Origin of the sequence: Shewanella sp. K8 (assembly GCF_028823715.1) — a bacterium.
GTDB classification, from domain to species: Bacteria; Pseudomonadota; Gammaproteobacteria; order Enterobacterales; family Shewanellaceae; genus Shewanella; species Shewanella algae.
The window spans coordinates 1-18,267 of the sequence record NZ_JAPEHY010000021.1 but is presented as its reverse complement, the minus strand read 5'-3'; the positions used below and the strand labels follow the sequence as shown (position 1 = coordinate 18,267).

At 54.1% G+C, this 18,267-nt stretch carries 16 protein-coding genes and 1 tRNA gene; 9 read left to right on the top strand and 8 right to left on the bottom strand.

Annotated elements, in window-relative coordinates; all coding sequences use genetic code 11:
- Positions 1–20: 20 nt before the first annotated feature.
- Positions 21–115: transfer RNA gene (locus tag ON072_RS12465), tRNA-Sec, on the bottom strand.
- Positions 116–256: 141 nt separating this feature from the next.
- Here ON072_RS12465 and fdhD point away from each other — a divergent pair.
- From fdhD to ON072_RS12440, 5 genes are all read left to right on the top strand, one after another.
- The gene (gene fdhD / locus ON072_RS12460) at positions 257–1,093 is read left to right on the top strand and encodes a formate dehydrogenase accessory sulfurtransferase FdhD (RefSeq protein WP_144160617.1); all 837 of its coding nucleotides are present in this window, start codon (positions 257–259) and stop codon (positions 1,091–1,093) included.
- A gap of 300 nt (positions 1,094–1,393) precedes the next feature.
- Positions 1,394–2,608, top strand: a complete 1,215-nt coding sequence (yedE, locus tag ON072_RS12455) for a selenium metabolism membrane protein YedE/FdhT (RefSeq protein ID WP_028780618.1) — start codon at positions 1,394–1,396, stop codon at positions 2,606–2,608.
- Positions 2,608–2,841 carry a sulfurtransferase-like selenium metabolism protein YedF gene (gene yedF / locus ON072_RS12450; RefSeq protein WP_025010175.1) on the top strand — a complete coding sequence of 78 codons (234 nt, stop codon included), beginning with the start codon at positions 2,608–2,610 and terminating at the stop codon, positions 2,839–2,841. Before yedE ends, yedF begins: the two co-directional genes overlap by 1 nt.
- A 10-nt stretch (positions 2,842–2,851) precedes the next feature.
- A complete protein-coding gene (locus ON072_RS12445; RefSeq protein WP_208164283.1) occupies positions 2,852–3,889 on the top strand; it encodes a YeeE/YedE family protein in 1,038 nt (345 codons plus the stop codon).
- 21 nt (positions 3,890–3,910) lie between these two features.
- Positions 3,911–4,135, top strand: coding sequence for a sulfurtransferase TusA family protein (locus ON072_RS12440; RefSeq protein WP_025010173.1), 225 nt, complete (start codon positions 3,911–3,913; stop codon positions 4,133–4,135).
- A 62-nt stretch (positions 4,136–4,197) separates the two neighbouring features.
- Here the strand turns inward: ON072_RS12440 and ON072_RS12435 are convergent, their stop codons facing one another.
- Positions 4,198–7,332: a M9 family metallopeptidase gene (locus ON072_RS12435; RefSeq protein ID WP_391564769.1), complete on the bottom strand. Its 3,135-nt coding sequence runs from the start codon at positions 7,330–7,332 to the stop codon at positions 4,198–4,200.
- A gap of 579 nt (positions 7,333–7,911) precedes the next feature.
- Between ON072_RS12435 and ON072_RS12430 the strand changes: the two genes are divergently transcribed.
- From ON072_RS12430 to ON072_RS12420, 3 genes are all read left to right on the top strand, one after another.
- Complete coding sequence (locus ON072_RS12430) at positions 7,912–8,892, top strand: NAD(P)H-quinone oxidoreductase (protein WP_261752677.1); 981 nt, start codon at positions 7,912–7,914, stop codon at positions 8,890–8,892.
- 424 nt (positions 8,893–9,316) lie between these two features.
- Positions 9,317–9,721, top strand: coding sequence for a hypothetical protein (locus ON072_RS12425; RefSeq protein ID WP_025010165.1), 405 nt, complete (start codon positions 9,317–9,319; stop codon positions 9,719–9,721).
- 108 nt (positions 9,722–9,829) lie between these two features.
- Entirely contained in the window at positions 9,830–10,423 is a 594-nt protein-coding gene (locus tag ON072_RS12420) for a hypothetical protein (RefSeq protein WP_208159361.1), read from the top strand.
- Between the two features lie 192 nt (positions 10,424–10,615).
- On the opposite strand, the gene ON072_RS12415 is transcribed toward ON072_RS12420, so the two are convergent.
- The 6 genes from ON072_RS12415 to cutA all read right to left on the bottom strand — a co-directional run bounded on the left by ON072_RS12415 (position 10,616) and on the right by cutA (position 17,314).
- Entirely contained in the window at positions 10,616–11,014 is a 399-nt protein-coding gene (locus ON072_RS12415; protein WP_025010163.1) for a DUF2391 family protein, read from the bottom strand.
- Entirely contained in the window at positions 11,011–12,042 is a 1,032-nt protein-coding gene (locus tag ON072_RS12410; protein ID WP_146509655.1) for an aldose epimerase family protein, read from the bottom strand. Before ON072_RS12410 ends, ON072_RS12415 begins: the two co-directional genes overlap by 4 nt.
- 32 nt (positions 12,043–12,074) lie before the next feature.
- Entirely contained in the window at positions 12,075–13,226 is a 1,152-nt protein-coding gene (gene galK, locus ON072_RS12405) for a galactokinase (protein WP_146509653.1), read from the bottom strand.
- A gap of 206 nt (positions 13,227–13,432) precedes the next feature.
- The gene (locus ON072_RS12400) at positions 13,433–15,052 is read right to left on the bottom strand and encodes a cation:proton antiporter family protein (protein WP_025887992.1); all 1,620 of its coding nucleotides are present in this window, start codon (positions 15,050–15,052) and stop codon (positions 13,433–13,435) included.
- 127 nt (positions 15,053–15,179) lie between these two features.
- Positions 15,180–16,985, bottom strand: coding sequence for a protein-disulfide reductase DsbD (locus tag ON072_RS12395; protein WP_261752676.1), 1,806 nt, complete (start codon positions 16,983–16,985; stop codon positions 15,180–15,182).
- The gene (cutA, locus tag ON072_RS12390; protein ID WP_054743757.1) at positions 16,982–17,314 is read right to left on the bottom strand and encodes a divalent-cation tolerance protein CutA; all 333 of its coding nucleotides are present in this window, start codon (positions 17,312–17,314) and stop codon (positions 16,982–16,984) included. Before cutA ends, ON072_RS12395 begins: the two co-directional genes overlap by 4 nt.
- Positions 17,315–17,514: 200 nt before the next feature.
- Here cutA and ON072_RS12385 point away from each other — a divergent pair, with 200 nt between their 5' ends.
- Positions 17,515–18,144 (top strand): FxsA family protein, encoded by a 630-nt coding sequence (locus ON072_RS12385; protein ID WP_144220968.1) that lies wholly within the window; start codon positions 17,515–17,517, stop codon positions 18,142–18,144.
- Positions 18,145–18,267 lie beyond the last annotated feature (123 nt).

Sequence of the window (18,267 nt, the reverse complement as noted above, 5' to 3'; positions counted from 1 at the left end):
TTTTCTGGTCCCATGAAGATTGGCGGAAGAACATAGGAGTCGAACCTACCCGGGACTGCTGGCAGCCCCACCCGGATTTGAAGTCCGGACGCCTCACCGGAGACGACGTTCTTCCATCGAAAGACAGAAGGATAATAGAAAATGAATGCAGTTGAAGCAACCCTGTTTTTATTTACTTTATGAGTTTGTGATATAGCTCTTATTTTATTTTAAAGTCTGTAAATTTTTATTATTTAGATAGGTTCAGAGGGTACTTATGGATTATTATTCGCATGACGTTGTCACCGAGAAACAAGTCACCCTTATGGAACAAGGGCAGGCTTCGGAATTAACTGACTACTTAGCGAACGAAGTGAGAATCGCCCTGGTATATAACGGCATTGCCCACACGGTAATGTTGGCCAGTCCGCAGGATCTCGAAGCCTTTGCAATCGGCTTTACCTTGTCGGAGCGCATAGTCAAAAACATAAATGAAATCAAGGGTGTTGAACTTGAGTATACCGAAGAAGGTGTGCTGGTTCAGATTGAGATAACCCAAAGATGTTTCATGGAATTAAAGCAACAAAGACGCAATATGGCCGGTAGAACCGGTTGTGGACTTTGCGGTGTTGCCCAACTTGAAGAAGCGGTTAAACCTGTTATTCGAGTTGATGATGGTGCCAAGTTTAATATCAATAATTTAAAGGTTGCTTTGAATTTTGTTAAGGATAATCAACAGCATTTTAAATTAACTGGCGCCACCCATGCTGCCATGGGTTTAAATAAAGATGGGCATATTATTGATGCCTATGAAGATATTGGAAGACATATAGCACTGGATAAGTTAATCGGTGCCTTTTCACAGAAACATGCCGAGCGGCCAATCGCGGTTTTATTGACCAGCAGAGCCAGTTTCGAGATGGTGCAAAAGGCTGCCAGTGCCAATATTCAGATTCTTTTTGCCATGTCCGCCGTGACCTCACTGGCGTTGGAGTTGGCCGAGAAGAGCAACATCACGCTGGTGGGCTTTTGCCGCAACGGTCGTGCGACGCTCTACACCCATGGTCACAGACTGACGGGATTGAGCCGCGATCGCCTGGCCAAAGCCATTTAGGGAAGCTGCGAATAAGGCCTCGAAGTACTCGGGCCTCTTCCCTGGCACAGCGCTTACTGTCTGCTCATCATCGTTGTTAAACACTGTTTATGACCGGTCGGAACCCAGTTCCAGCCGGTCTTTAGTGCTTTGATGATGGCAGACAGCCGGTCGTTTGCTGCACTCCAGCGATTTTATCGCCGTAAAGGCATACATAAGATGCGACAGGTCAGTTTCTGCGGGCTGCCTGTTCGCACCTGTAATGGTTGACGGACACGCCTGTGTCCGTTTAGACAAGGTCTCGTTCATTAGGGTAATGACATGACATGGCAACAATTTAAACAACAATATCTGGTCCGTTTCTGGGCTCCCATGCCGGCTGTTATCGCTGCCGGTATTCTCTCCACCTACTATTTTGGTCTTACCGGAACCTTCTGGGCCGTGACCGGCGAATTCACCCGCTGGGGTGGGCATTTACTGCAAATGCTTGGTGCCGAACCGGAAAACTGGGGTTACTTCAAGGTGATAGGTCTGGCCGGTACGCCGCTGGATCGCATCGACGGCATGATGATTATCGGCATGTTCGGTGGCTGTATCGCCGCGGCGCTATGGGCCAACAACGTCAAGCTCAGAATGCCACAGAGCCGGGTGCGCATCATGCAGGCCCTGGTTGGTGGCATCATAGCCGGCTTCGGCGCTCGTTTGGCCATGGGGTGTAACCTGGCGGCCTTCTTTACCGGTATTCCGCAGTTCTCGCTGCATGCCTGGTTCTTCGCGCTGGCCACTGCTGCCGGTTCCTACTTTGGCGCCAAGTTCACCTTGCTGCCCATGTTCCGCATTCCGGTGGCGCTGAAGAAGGTCACCAAGGCCAGCTCGGTCAAGCAGGATGAAAACCAGGCCAGACGGCGTTTTCGTATCGGCATGCTGGTGTTTATCGGCATAGTCGGTTGGGGACTCCTGACCCTGTTCAACGCACCCAAGCTGGGTATTGCCATGCTCTGTGGCGTCGGTTTCGGTCTGCTGATTGAAAGGGCACAGATCTGCTTTACCTCGGCATTTCGCGACATGTGGATCACCGGCCGTACCCATATGGCCAAGGCGATCATCATAGGTATGGCGGTCAGTGCCATAGGGATTTACAGCTATGTGCAACTAGGGGTTTCACCCAAGATCATGTGGGCCGGTCCCAACGCGGTTATCGGTGGCTTGCTGTTCGGTTTCGGTATAGTGCTGGCCGGTGGCTGCGAAACCGGTTGGATGTACCGCGCCGTGGAAGGGCAGGTGCACTTCTGGTGGGTTGGCCTGGGTAATGTTATCGGCTCCACCATTTTGGCCTACTACTGGGACGACTTTGCCGAACCACTGGCCACCAGTTGGGACAAGGTCAACCTGCTTTCCAGCTTGGGGGACAAGGGCGGCTTGCTGGCCACCTACCTGATGCTGGGCCTGGCGTTTGCCGCCATGCTCGCCTGGGAAAAACAATTCTTTGCCCGTAAAGCCAAACGGGATGCACAACTGACTGCGGAGGCCGCGTAATGAGCCAATATACTCCTGATTATCAATTGGATATGGTTGGTGAACCCTGTCCTTATCCCGCCGTTGCCACCTTGGAGGCCATGCCCCAGCTCAAGCCCGGCGAAATTCTGGAAGTGATCAGCGACTGCCCACAGTCGATCAACAATATTCCATTGGATGCCAAGAACCACGGTTACAAGGTGCTGGAGATAGAACAGAACGGCCCGACTATCCGTTATCTGATCCAGCGCTGAGGAGCCGGTTATGCTGACAATTCTCAGTGGGTTGGGCATAGGTCTGGCCATGGGGTTTGTGATGCAGCGGGGGCGTTTCTGCATGGCGGGTGGCATACGTGACACCTTCCTGCAGAAAGACTTCACCATGGTGATTGCCATATTGATCGCCATCAGTATCCAGAGCCTGGGGCTGTTTGCCTTTTATGAGCTGGGCTGGGTCAAGTTGCCGACGGGGCATTTCCCCTGGTTGGCAACTCTGATTGGTGGCGTGCTGTTCGGCCTGGGTATGGCGGCGGCAGGCAGTTGCTCCACCGGAGCCTATTACAGGGCGGCCGAAGGCTTGGCTGCCAGTGTGATGGCAGTGCTGGGCTTTATTGTTGCCAGTAAACTGGTGCGTACGGCCGAGCTCAAGAGCATGCTGGCCCCCATCAAACAGCAACAGTTGGCCGATCAGACCCTGTATCAGAGCCTGGGGGTTTCGCCCTGGTTGGTGAGTATCGCTCTGGCGCTGCTGACCTCCGTACTGGCGATGCGCTATCTCAAGCGGCGCAAGCGCCCTGTGGCCCTGATGACCCCGAGGCGCAGCGGCCTGGCACACCTGTTGTTTGAAGCCCGTTGGCACCCCTTCGTGAGTGCGCTGATCATTGGCGTGCTGGCTCTGCTGGCCTGGCCTGCGAGCCTGGAAAGCGGTCGGGTCGGTGGCGTTGGCATCAGTGGCCCCAGCGCTCAGCTGTGGGATCTGCTGACCACTGGCAACACCAAGTTCTTCGGCTGGCCGGGATACTTCCTCGTCGGTTTGTTTGTCGGGGCCTTTATTGCCGCCCGTGGCAGTTCGGAGCAGCGTTGGCGCTATCCGGGCCACAAGACGGTATTGTTTGGGCTTATCGGCGGTTTGTTGATGGGCTTTGGCAGCGGTATTGCCGGTGGTTGCATGTTGGGCAATGCGCTGGTGGGTACCGCCTATCTGTCCTGGCAGGGCTGGCTGTTTATTCCGGCCATTCTGCTTGGCAGTTACTGCTTCAGTTACTTTACCCTGATCCGGCCCATGCGTCTGGCTCAGATCTGAGTTTTATCCAAGGAGTTGTATATGAAACATGTTCTCGATACTACCGGCAAACTCTGTCCTTTCCCTTTGATAGAGCTGCAGAAGCTGATAAAGGGCATAGAAAAAGGCGACGAAGTGGTACTGGACTATGACTGCGCCCAGGCGACAGAAAATATTCCTCGCTGGGCCGCCGAAGAGGGCCATGAGGTGACTCACTTTGCCCAGAAGGGTGATGCCGCCTGGACCATGACCATCAAGAAGGGCTAACGGTCGTAAAGGTAAAAAAGCGCTGCCGAGGCAGCGCTTTTTTCATCCAAACTGTAACGCTATCAGCGAGCCTGCATCTGGATGCTGACCCCTTCAGCATTGGCACCATCCAGCATCAGATAGTACCAACCTTCGCTTGGCGCCTGCAGCAGTAAACGTTCTGCGTTGCCTTGCTGGGTGGATGCCTGTTGATAACTGTTGGCTGTAGGCCAGCTAGTGCCACCATAGAGGCTGACATCGCCGCTGCCGTGGCCTGTGACAACTTCAATCTCCTGAGTACCTTCGGCAATATAGAAGTAGAAGTCTCCCCGGCCACTGGCGGTGCAGATGGCCGCGCCGGACTGTAACTCGCTGTAACTCTGTGGAGCCTTGGTGGCGCAGGCATTTTCGAGAACACCGGGCTGAGGTTCACCGGCCGTGGCCACTTTCAGGCTCAGGCTGACACCGGCATACTGGCTGTCACTCTCCACCGCCAGGTAACGCCAGCCGCGATTGGCCGTGACTGTTAGTGTCTCGCTGTTGCCTGCGGTCTTGGCGAACGCATCATAGTGAGCTGTGCCGGCCCAGGTATCGGCAGCATAGTAGAGATCGGCGTCACCACTGCCGCCGCCGAGGCTGAAGGTCAGGCGAGTGTTATCTTCCTCAACCCAGACATAAAAGCTGGAACGGCCACCACTGAGGCATTCATTCTTGCCGGCCTGCAACAGGCCATAGTCTGTGCTCGGAGCACCACAATCCACCGGCTCGCCGCCATCGCCATCACCGCCGCCTTGGGCCGGGTCCGGGTCGGCTTCGACTTCTGTGGTCGACAGCAATAGATCCACGCCGCCAAATTCACCGGCCAGAGTCAGGTAATGCCAGTAACTGTCGGGGTTGAGGCGCACCTTGATCACCTCGTGATTCCCATTGCCTATACCTAAGCCCTCATTGTTTTCGGCGCTGGCCCAGCCTTGGGAGCTGAAATAGATATCGGCATCACCCCAGCCGTCACCCACCTTGATCCACAGCTCTTGGTCGGAACGCTGCTCATTGGCAAACACCAGGCTGGCGCGGCCGTTTTTCGAGTCGATACACTCGATTGGCAAATCCAGCAGCGGCGTCATGCCTTCCTGATAACGATAGGATTCGTCGCTGACCGTGCAGGGGGCAAAGTCGCGGCTGATATTGCCGCCCGGGCCACTCCAGTTACCTTCACGGCCGCTGGGTGCGGCGTCTATGTCGCTGGGGCCCTTATCCACTATGCCATTGTCGGCCGTGCTCAGGCCGCTTGTCAGCCAGCTGTACCATTCATTGTCATAACGACTGCCTATGCCATCTATCAGGGCTTGATACTCGCTGTAGTTGTCGCTGCGCAGCAGACTGAGGATCTGGCGAACATCATCCATATGGCGCTCGAACATAAAGCGCACCGCCAGATAGCCCCAGCGATAGACTCTGTCCTGCCCCGAGTCATAGGTGTTTTTGAAGATTTGCGACAGGGCAAATGCCTTGGTTTCACCAAGTGCTATGGCTGCGGTGTTGGCATCCCGGTAGGAGATGTATTCCGCCAATCCTTCAACCCACCAGATAGTGTCGGCCGACATGCCGCGGGCAAAGTCGCCGTGGAGGTTGAAGCGGCCATCCAGGTAGTGCACATATTCATGCTGCAGGTTCCAGACATGGAAATCGGGGCGGCGCCACTCGGCTTCATAGGCGATAAAACGGGCCTGATTCTTGAGCCCGGCCGGCGAGCCTTCAAGATACATGCCGCCGTTGTCTGTATTGATGCCGAAGAAGCTGCCGGCGAATGACTGGTAGTCGCCGGAGGAGTTGAAGATCACCAGCTCAAGATCGTCGTTGTTATCTTCGCTCACCGGAGTATTGCCGGTTTCCAGCTTGCTGTGGAAGTAGGCTTCCTGGCCGCTGAGCACTTCGCAGATCCAGCTTGCCTGATCCTGATACAGATCCTGGGCGCGCATCTTCAGGGTATCCGAGCACTTCCAGTTGAAACTCAGGGTGTCCTGCTCCAGTTGGTATTTGAAGCCGCAAATGCCGTAGTAGTCGCACTGGCTGCGGTCATAGTAGTCAGCCATTTCTGCAGCGGCGAGCCAGATGGCGCGGCTGCTGTCCTCTTTACTGCTGCTGTCGATTACCGCCTTGACCAGAGTAGTGACCCTGGGCTTCATCGTCTCTATGTAGTAGAGGCGGGACATCTCACGTACCGCATTGACCAGCAGGTATTCGGCGTTGGTTCCCTGTAGTTGGCGCTGCTCAAGTTGAAACTGATTGAGGGCATCGAGAATGCTCTGATCCCGGGCGAACAGCGCTTGCATCTCGTCGTTCCACTGAGCCCGGAACAGGGTCGTAAACACAGCATTGGCGGCGGCATTCATGCCAAACAGCGCCTGCCAGTTGCTGTCGTATTCGTTGAGTACCTTGATGGTTACCCAGTTGAATTCGGCGCCCAGATTGGCCGAATCCACCAGGATCAACGCTTCTTTGAGAACCCCGGCATTGGCCTCGGAAACTGTCCAGCTCTTGGGATTGTTGAACAGACTATCCAGTGCGCCGCTTAACGCCGTGGTTACCGAGGCATCATAGGCGGGCACATCTTCAGGATGATAAAACTGCACGTAGAGGGCGGCGCGGACAAAGTTTATCAAGGACTCCAGCCCTTGGATGTCAGTTCCTGTGTAGCTTTCGGCGCGGCCGTCTATGGCATTGGTCACCGCCAGCACATTGGCCTGGCTGAAGCTGGCGGTGGCCTGACTGCCCACCAGGCTGTAAAAGGCACCGACACAAGCAGGCGTGGCGGCGCTTAATGCATCGACCAGTGCCTGACCATTGAGGCCTGTCAGCTCATCACAGCTGCTGTCGGCCTGCATCTGCCGATCGCCGGCCGCCGAGCGGCTCATCAGGTTGAGGCTTTCGACGGCTTGGCGTTTTTGGGGCGTTTTTTTGTCAACGGCATGTCCTTCAATTACCTGGTTCGCCACCGCCTGACTGCTAAAGGCCTGCGGCGGCGCCGGCAACGAAGCCTTTGTTTGCCTCTTAGCTTGAGAGTTGACCTCACGCTTAAGCCGCGTATGAGAGGCCAGTCTCGCCTGCTCGTTGGCTTGAGCGGGCAGTAAGGGATGACCGTGCAGCCTGGCGGCTGGATGAGGTGAGGAAGCTTGGGGGTAGGAGGGCTGTGCAAACATCTGTTGGCTGAATGCCATGCCGGAAAGCAGGCCGATACTGGCGACCAGTGGGCTGATCTTCATTGGTTTTCTCCATTTTATTTGAGTCTGCTGTTGCAGATCTTTAGTGGTTAAAGTGACCTCCTGCGCCGTTTGCCGATACTGCCTGACTGTGCACAACACTTTATTCAGGGTAAATCAGTGTTTCATCATAGAAGTAAAAGAATAAAATATACAATATAAAATTGTCTATTTTTTATTCCAAGGGAAAACAGCGAGGATTTCCTTGGTCACCGCGAGCTAGGATAGATTTATAACGCAATGAAATTAATAGAATTTACATTTAAATTCGCCAAGGCTGAATTTTGCCTGGCGGCTTTGTTGTGCTTCTGGCAAAAGACTGAAGCCATTTACTGTGAAGCACGCATTGCATCCAGGCCTGTAAGTCGATGCAGTGCATAGATGGGACTTGTTCGCATCTTCCTTGATGCGGGTATGAGCCTGAGACGGCTTCTGCTACTGTGTTGGCTACAGGTATCAGTCTCTGCCAGGCTTGACCTCTGGATTAACGTCAGAGGCAAATCTTTCGGCAGTGGCTCAGTTATCAAGGAGCAGTGTATGAGACAGGTGACTTTCGACACACCCGGGCAGCCCGAGGTGCTTTATCTGACAGATGTGGAGATCCCCAAACCCGGTCCGGGTCAGGTGTTGATTCGGGTGGCGGCGGCCGGGGTCAATGGCCCGGATCTGGCCCAGCGTAAAGGCAACTATCCGCCGCCGGCAGACGCTTCCCCCGTGCTGGGGTTGGAAGTAGCCGGCGAGATAGTGGCGCTGGGGCAGGGCGTAGTGCAATGGCAGACCGGGCAAGAGGTCTGTGCCCTGGTGCCGGGAGGCGGTTACAGTGAGTATGTGCTCACCTGGGCCGATCATTGTTTGCCTATTCCCAGGGGCTGGAGTCTGGAAGAAGCCGCGGCGATTCCCGAGACTTTCTTTACTGTGTGGGGCAATCTGTTTATGCGAGCCGGGTTGCAGCAAGGCGAGACAGTGCTCATCCACGGCGGCTCCGGGGGTATCGGCAGCAGCGCCATAGCACTGGCCAAGGCCTTTGGCGCCAGGGTACTGGTGACTTCCGGCAGTCCTGAGAAATGCGCCTGGTGTCAGCAATTGGGGGCCGAACTCGCGATTGACTACCGCCGACAGGACTTTGTCGAACCTGTGTTGGACTGGACCCAGGGCAAGGGTGTCGAGGTGGTGCTGGATATGGCAGGCGGAGACTTTGCCAACAAGAATCTCAAGGTGCTCGCCTGTGATGGCCGCATGGTGTCCATTGCCATGCAAAGAGGGGCCAAGGCTGAAGTGGATATCTTTCGCCTGATGGCCAAACGTATTGTTTGGACCGGCTCGACTCTGAGGCCTCAAAACGTAGCGGCCAAGGCGGCGATTGCTGCCGAGCTCAAGGCCAAGGTCTGGCCGTTATTGAATGAAGGTGCCCTGAAGCCACATATTTTTGCCAGTTTCCCGCTGCAAGAGTGCATTGCGGCACATCACTTGTTGGAATCCGGAAGTCACTCGGGCAAGGTCGTGCTGACACTGAAGTAAGTAGCTACTGACGCTCAACACCCTATGGCTGCTGAACACTCGCTCGGCAGCTTTTTCTCTGTCGCCGTTGTTTGGCTGTAACATGCTGCCTTAAGGCGTTTGCGTGCAAAATTCAACTTGCCCTGATGGAAATTTGGGCTAAAGTCCTTTGTGAGAGCACTCGAGGGTGCTGTCATGAAAAATTAATCGTTATTTAGTTGGAAAAATCACGGTTTGTAGCATTGATTCTCGGAAAGATTCTGTAAGAATACGCACTTGAAAACTCCACCTCCCAAAGGTGGAAACCTATTGTGGCAAAGTGAGCAGTAGTGCGCTTCTTTGGCCGAAAAACTTTAGGGAAGGCGCGAGCAAGTCCTGGCACTATGCGCAGCGACTTATTGGCAACTTCTCTGGTGTATGTGTTGATTTAAGGGTATTGGCATATATGTATAACACTGCAAAGAAACAAGTTTGGTATGGCGAGCTCAGAACCGCACGTGGCAATGCTATCGTCGTCCATGACAATCAGTTACCCGAGGCATCTCCTGGACGTATCTACCTGTTCAACTCTCAGCGTAATGCGATTATTGAATACGTGGAAGATATAGTTAAACCCAACCTGCATGATCTGGGTGAGGATGAAGCCAAGGCTGCCGAGCGTGAGTTCGGTAGTGCATTCAAAGCGGTCCGCAGCGAGTTTATGCAAAAGCAGCAGGCCAGAGTCAATCTGAACAACGTCAAAGACAGCGCTCCCGCGCGTAAGCCCAAGCCGGAACCTGAGGTCGAGGTCGAAGCCGACAACATGGGTGATGATTTCGATGACGATTGGGATGACAGCTTCGACGACTGATATCCCTATGCCCGGCCGTCCGACTTCAGTTCACTGAAGCGATGGTCCGGGTATACCGGAAAGTCGAACGCTGACATTTTAAGACGATGATTTATAAGTTGGAGAATAATGATACCAGATATTAACGAAGAATATTATGTACTGATATGTGGCTCTGGAAAGGTGCCTTCCCCTTATGTTTCCTGCAGTAAAAGTCATTATTTAACTTTTAGACAACCGACTTGCCTTAAAATGCCTATTCAGGTTGAATCTGGGGCAGATGATAATGAGGCTATTCCGCTGATCGAAGCAATGACTGCATTAAGTGATCCATTACTGTCAAACAGAATAAGTAAAGTGCTGGAATACTTTGATCTTTATCAGGTTCAGTTACTCCCAGCTTTATATACTCACAATGATGGAAATGTACATTCATATTCAATTTTAGTCGTAGATAATGATATTGATGCTTATGACTTTGATAATGGAAAATACACTGGGATTTTAGAGGATGGTGAAGTAATAAATCCAAGGAATTGCCGACTGGACTATAATAAGTTATCTAAAATACCTCTTGAAAAGAGATGTATTTTCCAAATTCCAGGGATGATGGATTATTTGGTGCATAAGTCAATCGCAGAGCCATTAATCGCCTTGAACGCCAGTGGTTTGCATTTGGTTCCAGTACTGGAATGGAATCTTAGCTTTGGTATGACAATTTGATAGCTGGGTTAAAGATGAATAATTGTCCGATTTTTCATCACAGCAAATACTGGCAGAAATTAAACTATACAACCCAAGCCAATATGGGGTGAATGATGTAGGTTTAACCCGATCTTCCTTTATTGATGATGAAATTTTAAATTGAATTTTGATGTCAATGAAATACGACAATCAATATCCGGCGATAGTCGATTATTCTTTATCGAAGCTATCGACTATGATGGCGCCCATAGAGGCCGGCATGGCGATCAGCAGGGTGCGCTTCAGCGCCAGTAAGGGATCGCTCAACAATGGCCATTTATCCAGGGCCAGTAAGACGACACTCACCACCAGCAAGGTCAGGGCATAAGCCAGCAGGATCCGCAGCCAGAACACCCACACCCTGGCCTTGATATTGGCCTGAAACACACTCTGATAAGCAAACAGGGCGATAAAGCTCAGGCTCAATACCACCACCAGCACCAGATTCACCATCGGCAGATTGGCCGCCAGCATCCAGGCCTCCTCGGAAAAAGAGATGGGCACGGACAAGGCAAAGGCGCCTATGCTGATCTGGCCGAGATCCTCGGCGTTGAAATAGAGTTTGGTCATGCCTGGGTATCGAACTCGTAGCGGCTCAAATGGTGATAGACTTGTCCGGGTGTTATCCAGGGATCGCCGTGCAGCTGTGGCTGATTGGCGCCGTCCGGCAGCATTTGTGGCTCAAGACAGACACCCTGCCAGGCCTTCATCGCCTGGGCCTTACGACCCTTGACGCCTTCGAGCCCGGCGCCGGTGTAAAGCTGCACTCCGGGTTGATTGGTATACAGTGTCAGCCCGCGACCCGATAGCGGCGCGCTCAAACGGCCCACACGCCAGAGCTCATCTTTCTGTTGCCGGCTGATAAAGCAGTGATCCAACCCTTGGCCGGCGGCTAGTTCCGGCTGCCCCAGCAGCGTCTTGAGTACCTTGCCCTGACTGAGATCCAACATGCTGCCTTGGGTATCGACTATGCCGCAGGGAATGCCTTCAGAGTCGGTTGCCAGGGCTTTGTTGCTATCGAGTTGCAACTGGTGCTCAGCGATATCCGCCCGGCCATCGAGGTTGAAATAGCTGTGCAGGGTCAGGCTCACCGGGCAGTCTTGGCTGCTTGAGGCCATAAACTCCACAAATAGGTTGTTGCCCGCCAAACGATAGTCCAGCTGTACCCTGCATTCACCGGGAAAGCCCATGTCGCCATCCGGGCTTATCAGGCTAAGGCGCACCCCGTCCGGCAGTGTGCCCAGTTGCCACAGGCGCCGATGAAAGCCTTCGCGGCCGCCATGCAGGCAGTGGCCGTTGAAGTTCTTATCCAGAGAAAAAGTCTTGCCGCGGCAGTTGATTTGACCTTGCTTGATGCGATTGGCGTAACGCCCCACAGCGGCGCCCAAACAGGCGTCCTGGGCCAGATAATCGGCTGCAGAGTCACAGCCAAGCACGATATTGGTTCGTTCACCGTGGCGATCCGGCGCCCACAGTGAGCGAATAATGCCACCGAGACTGAGCACTTCCAGCGCCAGAATGCCGTTGTCGATTCTGACTCTTTCTATCTGGCCGCCGCGGGGATCTTCCCAACTGTCGAGTGCGCTGAAACGTATCATCTGCTAGTTCCTTTTGGCTTAAGGGCTACAACTCAGTCCAGGCGGCTGGCTCCGTCGCTGGGGCTGCATAGGTACACACTGGCCTCCAGCTCGGTTTTGGCCGGATATTGCTGCTCGACGGCGGCTATCACCTTGTCGGTCAACTCATGTTCCACCAGGGCGATGACGCAGCCGCCAAAGCCCTTGCCTGTCATCCGTACTCCGCCGCGTTCGCCGACGACTTCGGCTATCAGCTCCACCAGGGTATCTATCGCCGGATGGCTGATTTCAAAGTCATCGCGCATCGATCGGTGTGATTCGGCCATCAGTTTGCTGAGCCTGGCGATATCTCCCTGCTCCAGGGCGCGGCAGGCGCTCTGGGTACGTTGGTTTTCACTGATCACATGGCGGGCGCGGCGAAAGGCAACCGGGTCCAGTTCATCTTCGGCGCTTTGCAACGCCCTGAGTGACAAGTGGCGCAGGGTATCCAATCCGAAATGACCGGCCACCTGCTCGCATTGCAAGCGGCGTTCGCCAAACTCTGTGCTGTGGGCGATGGAGGGCAAGCCGGAATTGATGATCAGCAGGCTGAGATCCTCGGGGAAGGGCACGCTCTCGCAGTCCAGATCCAGGCAATCGATCAACAGTGCCGCACCGGCCTCGGCCATGGCACAGGTGATCTGATCCATTATGCCGCAGCCATAGCCGACATAGTGGTTTTCGCCCCGCTGCGCCAGTTGTGCAATCGCCAGCGGCGACAAGTGCAGTTGACTGGTGTCATTGATGGCGGTGCCGAAGGCGATTTCCAGCGAGGCCGATGAGGCCAATCCGGCGTTGGTCGGCACATTGCCGATCACCGCCAGGTCCAGGCCGCGAGCCGGCAGGCCACTCTGGGCCATGGCCGAGGTAAAGCCCTTGAGATAACTGACCCAGCCCTCATCCTCGCTCATGCTGCCTTCATCGCCATAGTGCCATTCAAAAATGCCGGGAAAGGCAGCCGATACGGCGCGAAACTTGTCATCGTCACGGCGTTTGACCGCGATTATGGTGTGAAAGTTGATTGCCGCCGGCAGCACCAGACCTTCGTTATAGTCTGTGTGTTCCCCGATAAGGTTGACCCGCCCGGGGGCCTGATACAGGGCATCCGGCTTGGTGCCGAAGGTTTTGACAAAGAGTTTGGTAACGCTGGGGGCAGGATTCGACATGCTCTTATGGATTCCGCAAAAAAACGCTCGAACAGCAACATAAATGACTGCTTTTCTGTTGTTATATCATTTCTGTCACTGAGGTGTAAGTGAGATTTTTATTCGGATTGCGCCCAAGGGCAGATTAAGGAGATATCTATGGGAACAAGAGAAAAGCCTCACTCAGTCCGCTAACGGCGAGTGAGGCTAAATGATGCCGAAAAATATCAGGATGCGGCTTCCTTGGCGGGCGATTCATTGACGGTTTCGGCCGCCAGTAGTTCACAGACCACATGCTCAACGAAACCGGCACCGGCGGCCTCGTAGAGGTTATAAACGCTGTGAACGCCTGATTCGCGCAGGGCCACGGCATCATCACCATACTGCACTATGGCGCTGATCTTGCCTTGGTAATCCAGTTTCTTGAGCTGTTCAACCGCAAACATGTTACCCGCGTGGTATGGCATCGCCAGTAACACAAGTTCCAGCGCCGGAGCCCGGTCGAGTTTTTCCCAGAAGTCGGTATCCGAGGCATCGCCCTGTACCACATTACGCCCTTGCTCGCGGTGGAAGTCCACCAACTCCTGTTTGTGTTCTATGCCGAGGATCTCACCATCAAACCTGGCCTTGAGTTCATCGTAGGCGCCTGAGCCTATGCGCCCCATACCCAGAATAAGGAAGCGAGGGTTGCCCACGGGGATCTGCCTGTCTTCCGGATGCAGTGGGTGCTTCTCGAGCTTGACCAGCTTCTGCTGATACTTCTGGTAGATGCTGCCCACCATGGCGTTGAGCGGCGCCGCCAGCACGAAACTCAGGCTCAGGGCCACAGCAATGATCACCAGCCATTGGGCGGGCAGCCAGCCTTTGCTGGTGGCCACTGCAGCCACAATCAGACCGAACTCGCTGAAGTTACCCAGGTTGAATGAGCCCAGCATTGAGGTCCGAGAGCGCAGTTTGAAGCGGGTAAGGATATAGACAAACAGCAGAATTTTCAGCGGCACCAGAGTCACCAGCAGCACCGCCAGCATAATATCTGTCATGCTCGGCAGGCCGTTGAGGCCTATGGTGAGGAAGAAGGCCACCAGAAACAGTTCTTTAAAGTAGAACAGCGACTTGGCCAGCTCGGATGCCTTCTTGTGCCCGGCCAGCAGTATGCCGATGATCAGCGCGCCGAGATCCGGTTTCAGCCCCACAGACTCAAACAGCCAGGCACCGACGACCAAAGCCATTACCAGGCCGAAGAGCACCAGGAGTTCACCGTGGCCGACCTTGTCAAAGGCCCTGTATATCAGCGGCTTGGCCAGAGGCAGCAACAGCAGCGCCAAGGCCCATATCGACGGAAATTCGCCCTTGGAAATAGTCAGGAATAATACGGCAAAGATATCCTGCATGATCAGAATACCTATGGCAACCCGGCCGTAGAGAGATTGCATATCGCCTTTGTCTTCCAGCACCTTGACCGCAAACACAGTACTGGAAAAGCTCAGGGCAAAGGCCAGCAGGGTCAGTTGTTCGACCGTGAGATTGGTCAATTGCACCAGGCCAATCAAGCCCAGTAGCTTGAGAATGGGGACAAAGATTACCATGGACAACATCAGGTGCAGGCTGGAGCCTGCCCAGACTTCGGCCTTGAACAGGCTGCGGATATCCAGCTTGAGACCTATGGCAAACAGCAGCAGGGTCACACCCAGACTGGCCAATTGGTTGAGCAGCGGCAGGCTTTCATTTTCTATGCCCATGGTATAGAGCACAAAGCCGGCGGCCAGGTAGCCGATAAGCGGTGGTAAATTGATACGGTTGACCAGCATACCGCAGGCCAAGGTAATAACGAGAATTGCAGGTTCCATTTTGCTCTTTCAGGAAGGAGGCTAGCTGTTTAAAGAGTATTCTATAAGAAGAGCATTAAATTTAAATAAAAAAGCGAACTTATCTGCTGATAAATTCGCTTTTTCAGAAATGTCGGCGTGTTGAACGCTAGTTTTTGAGCAAAATATCCAGGTGGGCGGCAAACTCTTTCGGGCCCATGAAACCTGTCACTCTCAACTCATTCTTCAACTGGCCCTGTTCATCAATAAACAACAGTGTCGGCAGCCCCAGCACATCGTAGGCCTCCAGCAGAGCGACATCGGTTTCATCCATGGCGGTCACATCGGCTTGTAGCAGCAACATCTGTTCCATCCGCTGTTTAACCTCGGCATTCTTGAAGGTGATCTGCTCAAACTCCTTACAGGCCACACACCAATCGGCGTAGAGATCCAGCATCACCGGCTTGCCGGCCGCCTCGGCATCCGCCAGTTCGGCCTTGAAGTCCTCAAGCGACTTGATGCGCTTAAAGGCATGATGCTCGGCTTGCTGTTGCCCCATGAAGTGGTAACCCATGGTGCTCATTACCGCCTGGAGACCATAGGAGAAGCTCGACAGCAGCAGCAGGGTCAGGATCACGCTGCGCACCGTCTGTTTCCAGTTGAACTGGCTCAGCTTGTTCTGGTGCATCAGGTAGCCGACAAAGACGATGGCCCACACAGACCACATAAGATCCGACACCAATCCAGGCCAGATGCGGCCCAGCATTATGATGGACACGGCCACCAGCAGGAAACCGAATACATGCTTGATGATGTTCATCCAGGTGCCGGCGCGCGGCAGCAACTTACCGCCCGAGGTGCCTATCAGCAGCAGTGGTAGTCCCATCCCCATGCTGAGGATGTAGAGGGTCAAAAAGCCCTGCAGCAGATCGCCGGTTTGTGCCACGTACACGAGTACTGCCGATAAAGGCGCCGTGGTACAGGGCGAGGCCACCAGGCCCGAAAGCACACCCATGACGAACACGCCCAGCAGATTGCCACCCTTTTGCTTATTGGAGAGATTGTTCATCCTTTGCTGCCAACTGGCGGGCAGGCGCAGCTCATAGAGGCCAAACATAGACAGACTGAGTACCACGAACAGCACGGCTATGGTGATAAGCACGGCCGGATGTTGCAGCGCCGCCTGATACTTGAGGCCGGCCGAAGCCACTACCAGCCCCAGCAGCGAATAGGTAATAGCCATACCCTGCACATAAGCCATCGACAGGGTAAAGGCCTTACCGGTAGAGACTTTCTGCCCCTGGCCGACAATGATCCCCGATAGAATGGGATACATGGGGAATACACAGGGGGTCAGCGCCAGACCTATCCCCAACACGAAGAAGGTCAGATAGTTGAGCAGGGTGCTGTCACCGGAGAGCAGTTTATCCAACAGGTTATCCTGTTGGGTCACCGCCTGGCCCTTGGGAGCCGCCTGGGAATCGGCTGCCTTGTCTGCATCGGGCAGTATCCCATCATTGGCCGCCACAGGTTTAAGCAGGGCGTCACGGGTGGTGGGCGGGAAGCAGAGCTTGCCCTCGGCGCAGCCCATAAAGGTGACGGATAACTTGGCGGCTTCACCCGCCTCCTTAATGGCAACTGGAATTTCGATAAAGGAGTAGTACACCTGCTGCTCACCGAAATACTCATCCGTGTGACCCTTGCCCTGAGGCAGGGCTATCTCGCCCAGTTCACCGCCATCTATGCTGAACTTGAGTTTGTCGCGGTACATGTAGTAGCCGTCGGCTATTACCCAACTGAGCTTGACCTTGTTGCCTTGCTGACTGAAGTCGAAGGCGAAGGCCTGATCCACGGGCATCAGCTCAGGTTCACTCTTGAGAAAATCGAATTGCTTGTTGCCAAAGATCCCATCGGCCTGAACCAGCGGGCTGAGAAGCAACAGGCTGCCTAGCAGCAGGGTAAGTATTTTCTTCATAGCTTAGTGTTGTCTTTTATCCAATCCAGATAGGCGGGCAGCCCATGGCTGATGGGCACAGCAATAATTTCAGGTACTTCATAGGGATGCAGTTCGAGTATTTTCTGCTCCAGCCTGGGGTAGGCGCTGGCCAGACACTTGAGCTGCAGGCTGACTTCAGTCTCCTGACAGAGTTCGCCCTGCCAGACATAAAAGGAATCCACAGTCTGGCTCACCTGAGCACAGGCCACCAGCGACTCGCGCACCAAGGTTGCGGCCAGGCTCTTGGCACTGTCTGTATCCGGGCAACTGCAAAAAACCAGCAGCGCTTGTTGAGATTTTATGTCCATAATGAGCGGGTTAAATTAAACCTGACTTAAGCCAAGGGGATTAAAATCGAGCGTCTACTTTACGTGTTTTGCCGCAAGCTTGCATTAAGGCTTTGCTGAAACAGTGAGCTCAGGCGTCAAACCCGGGGCAGGCTGCGGACTTGAAATCAGACCGAGTTATCCCCATTTAGTTTTCAACTACTGCAAAAAATGAGGCCTACATGCCATTTCTGATAATGTTTATCATCTTTGTGCTGATCCCTGTCGTCGAACTCTCGGTGCTTATCCGGGTCGGCGAAGTTCTGGGCAGCTGGAACACAGTGGCATTGGTGATCCTCACCGCGGTGGTCGGTGTTTCTCTGGTTCGCAGCCAGGGCTTGAGTACCTTGATGTCGGTACAGAAAAAGTTGGCCGCCGGTGAAGCGCCGGGGCAAGAGATAGTCGAGGGCATGATGCTGGCCATGGCCGGTATTCTGCTGCTTATTCCAGGGTTTGTGACCGACCTTATCGGCCTTATCCTGCTGACTCCAATCACCCGGGCACCGCTGGCGCGTTATTTCTATCAGCGGATGCAGCTCAAGGTGGTTGCCGGTGCTCAGTTCAGAGCCGGTGCCAACCCCTTTGAGCCGCCACATCAAAGAGGCCAGGGCGGTGATGTATTCGAAGGTGAATTTGAGCGCAAGGCCGACCCTTCAGATAAGCGTCCTGAGAGCCATCAGCTGGGTGGGGAGAGCCATCAGCTGGAAGAAGATAGCCCTCAGCGAGGTGAAAATGGCCCACAGCGAGGTGAAAACGGCCCTCAGTCGCAGGATACGGAAAGCCAAGACGATGATCGGCCCGGTAGCCGGTGATCAGCATAAACACTGATAAAAAAGACCTTCCGCTCGGAAGGTCTTTTTATTGTCACCCCAAAACCACTTCCTATGGAGGTGGTGATCGTCAAGTCGGGGCTCAGCCCGAAGAGTGCCCATGCT

What these genes read in the sequence shown, in the direction of transcription:
- ON072_RS12415 (WP_025010163.1), bottom strand. Translation starts at nt 11,014, where the DNA reads ATGACCAAACTCTATTTCAACGCCGAGGATCTCGGCCAGATCAGCATA.
- ON072_RS12420 (WP_208159361.1), top strand. Translation starts at nt 9,830, where the DNA reads ATGATACCAGATATTAACGAAGAATATTATGTACTGATATGTGGCTCT.
- ON072_RS12445 (WP_208164283.1), top strand. Translation starts at nt 2,852, where the DNA reads ATGCTGACAATTCTCAGTGGGTTGGGCATAGGTCTGGCCATGGGGTTT.
- ON072_RS12435 (WP_391564769.1), bottom strand. Translation starts at nt 7,332, where the DNA reads ATGGCATTCAGCCAACAGATGTTTGCACAGCCCTCCTACCCCCAAGCT.
- fdhD (WP_144160617.1), top strand. Translation starts at nt 257, where the DNA reads ATGGATTATTATTCGCATGACGTTGTCACCGAGAAACAAGTCACCCTT.
- ON072_RS12395 (WP_261752676.1), bottom strand. Translation starts at nt 16,985, where the DNA reads ATGAAGAAAATACTTACCCTGCTGCTAGGCAGCCTGTTGCTTCTCAGC.
- yedE (WP_028780618.1), top strand. Translation starts at nt 1,394, where the DNA reads ATGACATGGCAACAATTTAAACAACAATATCTGGTCCGTTTCTGGGCT.
- ON072_RS12430 (WP_261752677.1), top strand. Translation starts at nt 7,912, where the DNA reads ATGAGACAGGTGACTTTCGACACACCCGGGCAGCCCGAGGTGCTTTAT.
- cutA (WP_054743757.1), bottom strand. Translation starts at nt 17,314, where the DNA reads ATGGACATAAAATCTCAACAAGCGCTGCTGGTTTTTTGCAGTTGCCCG.
- ON072_RS12400 (WP_025887992.1), bottom strand. Translation starts at nt 15,052, where the DNA reads ATGGAACCTGCAATTCTCGTTATTACCTTGGCCTGCGGTATGCTGGTC.
- ON072_RS12385 (WP_144220968.1), top strand. Translation starts at nt 17,515, where the DNA reads ATGCCATTTCTGATAATGTTTATCATCTTTGTGCTGATCCCTGTCGTC.
- galK (WP_146509653.1), bottom strand. Translation starts at nt 13,226, where the DNA reads ATGTCGAATCCTGCCCCCAGCGTTACCAAACTCTTTGTCAAAACCTTC.
- ON072_RS12425 (WP_025010165.1), top strand. Translation starts at nt 9,317, where the DNA reads ATGTATAACACTGCAAAGAAACAAGTTTGGTATGGCGAGCTCAGAACC.
- ON072_RS12410 (WP_146509655.1), bottom strand. Translation starts at nt 12,042, where the DNA reads ATGATACGTTTCAGCGCACTCGACAGTTGGGAAGATCCCCGCGGCGGC.
- yedF (WP_025010175.1), top strand. Translation starts at nt 2,608, where the DNA reads ATGAGCCAATATACTCCTGATTATCAATTGGATATGGTTGGTGAACCC.
- ON072_RS12440 (WP_025010173.1), top strand. Translation starts at nt 3,911, where the DNA reads ATGAAACATGTTCTCGATACTACCGGCAAACTCTGTCCTTTCCCTTTG.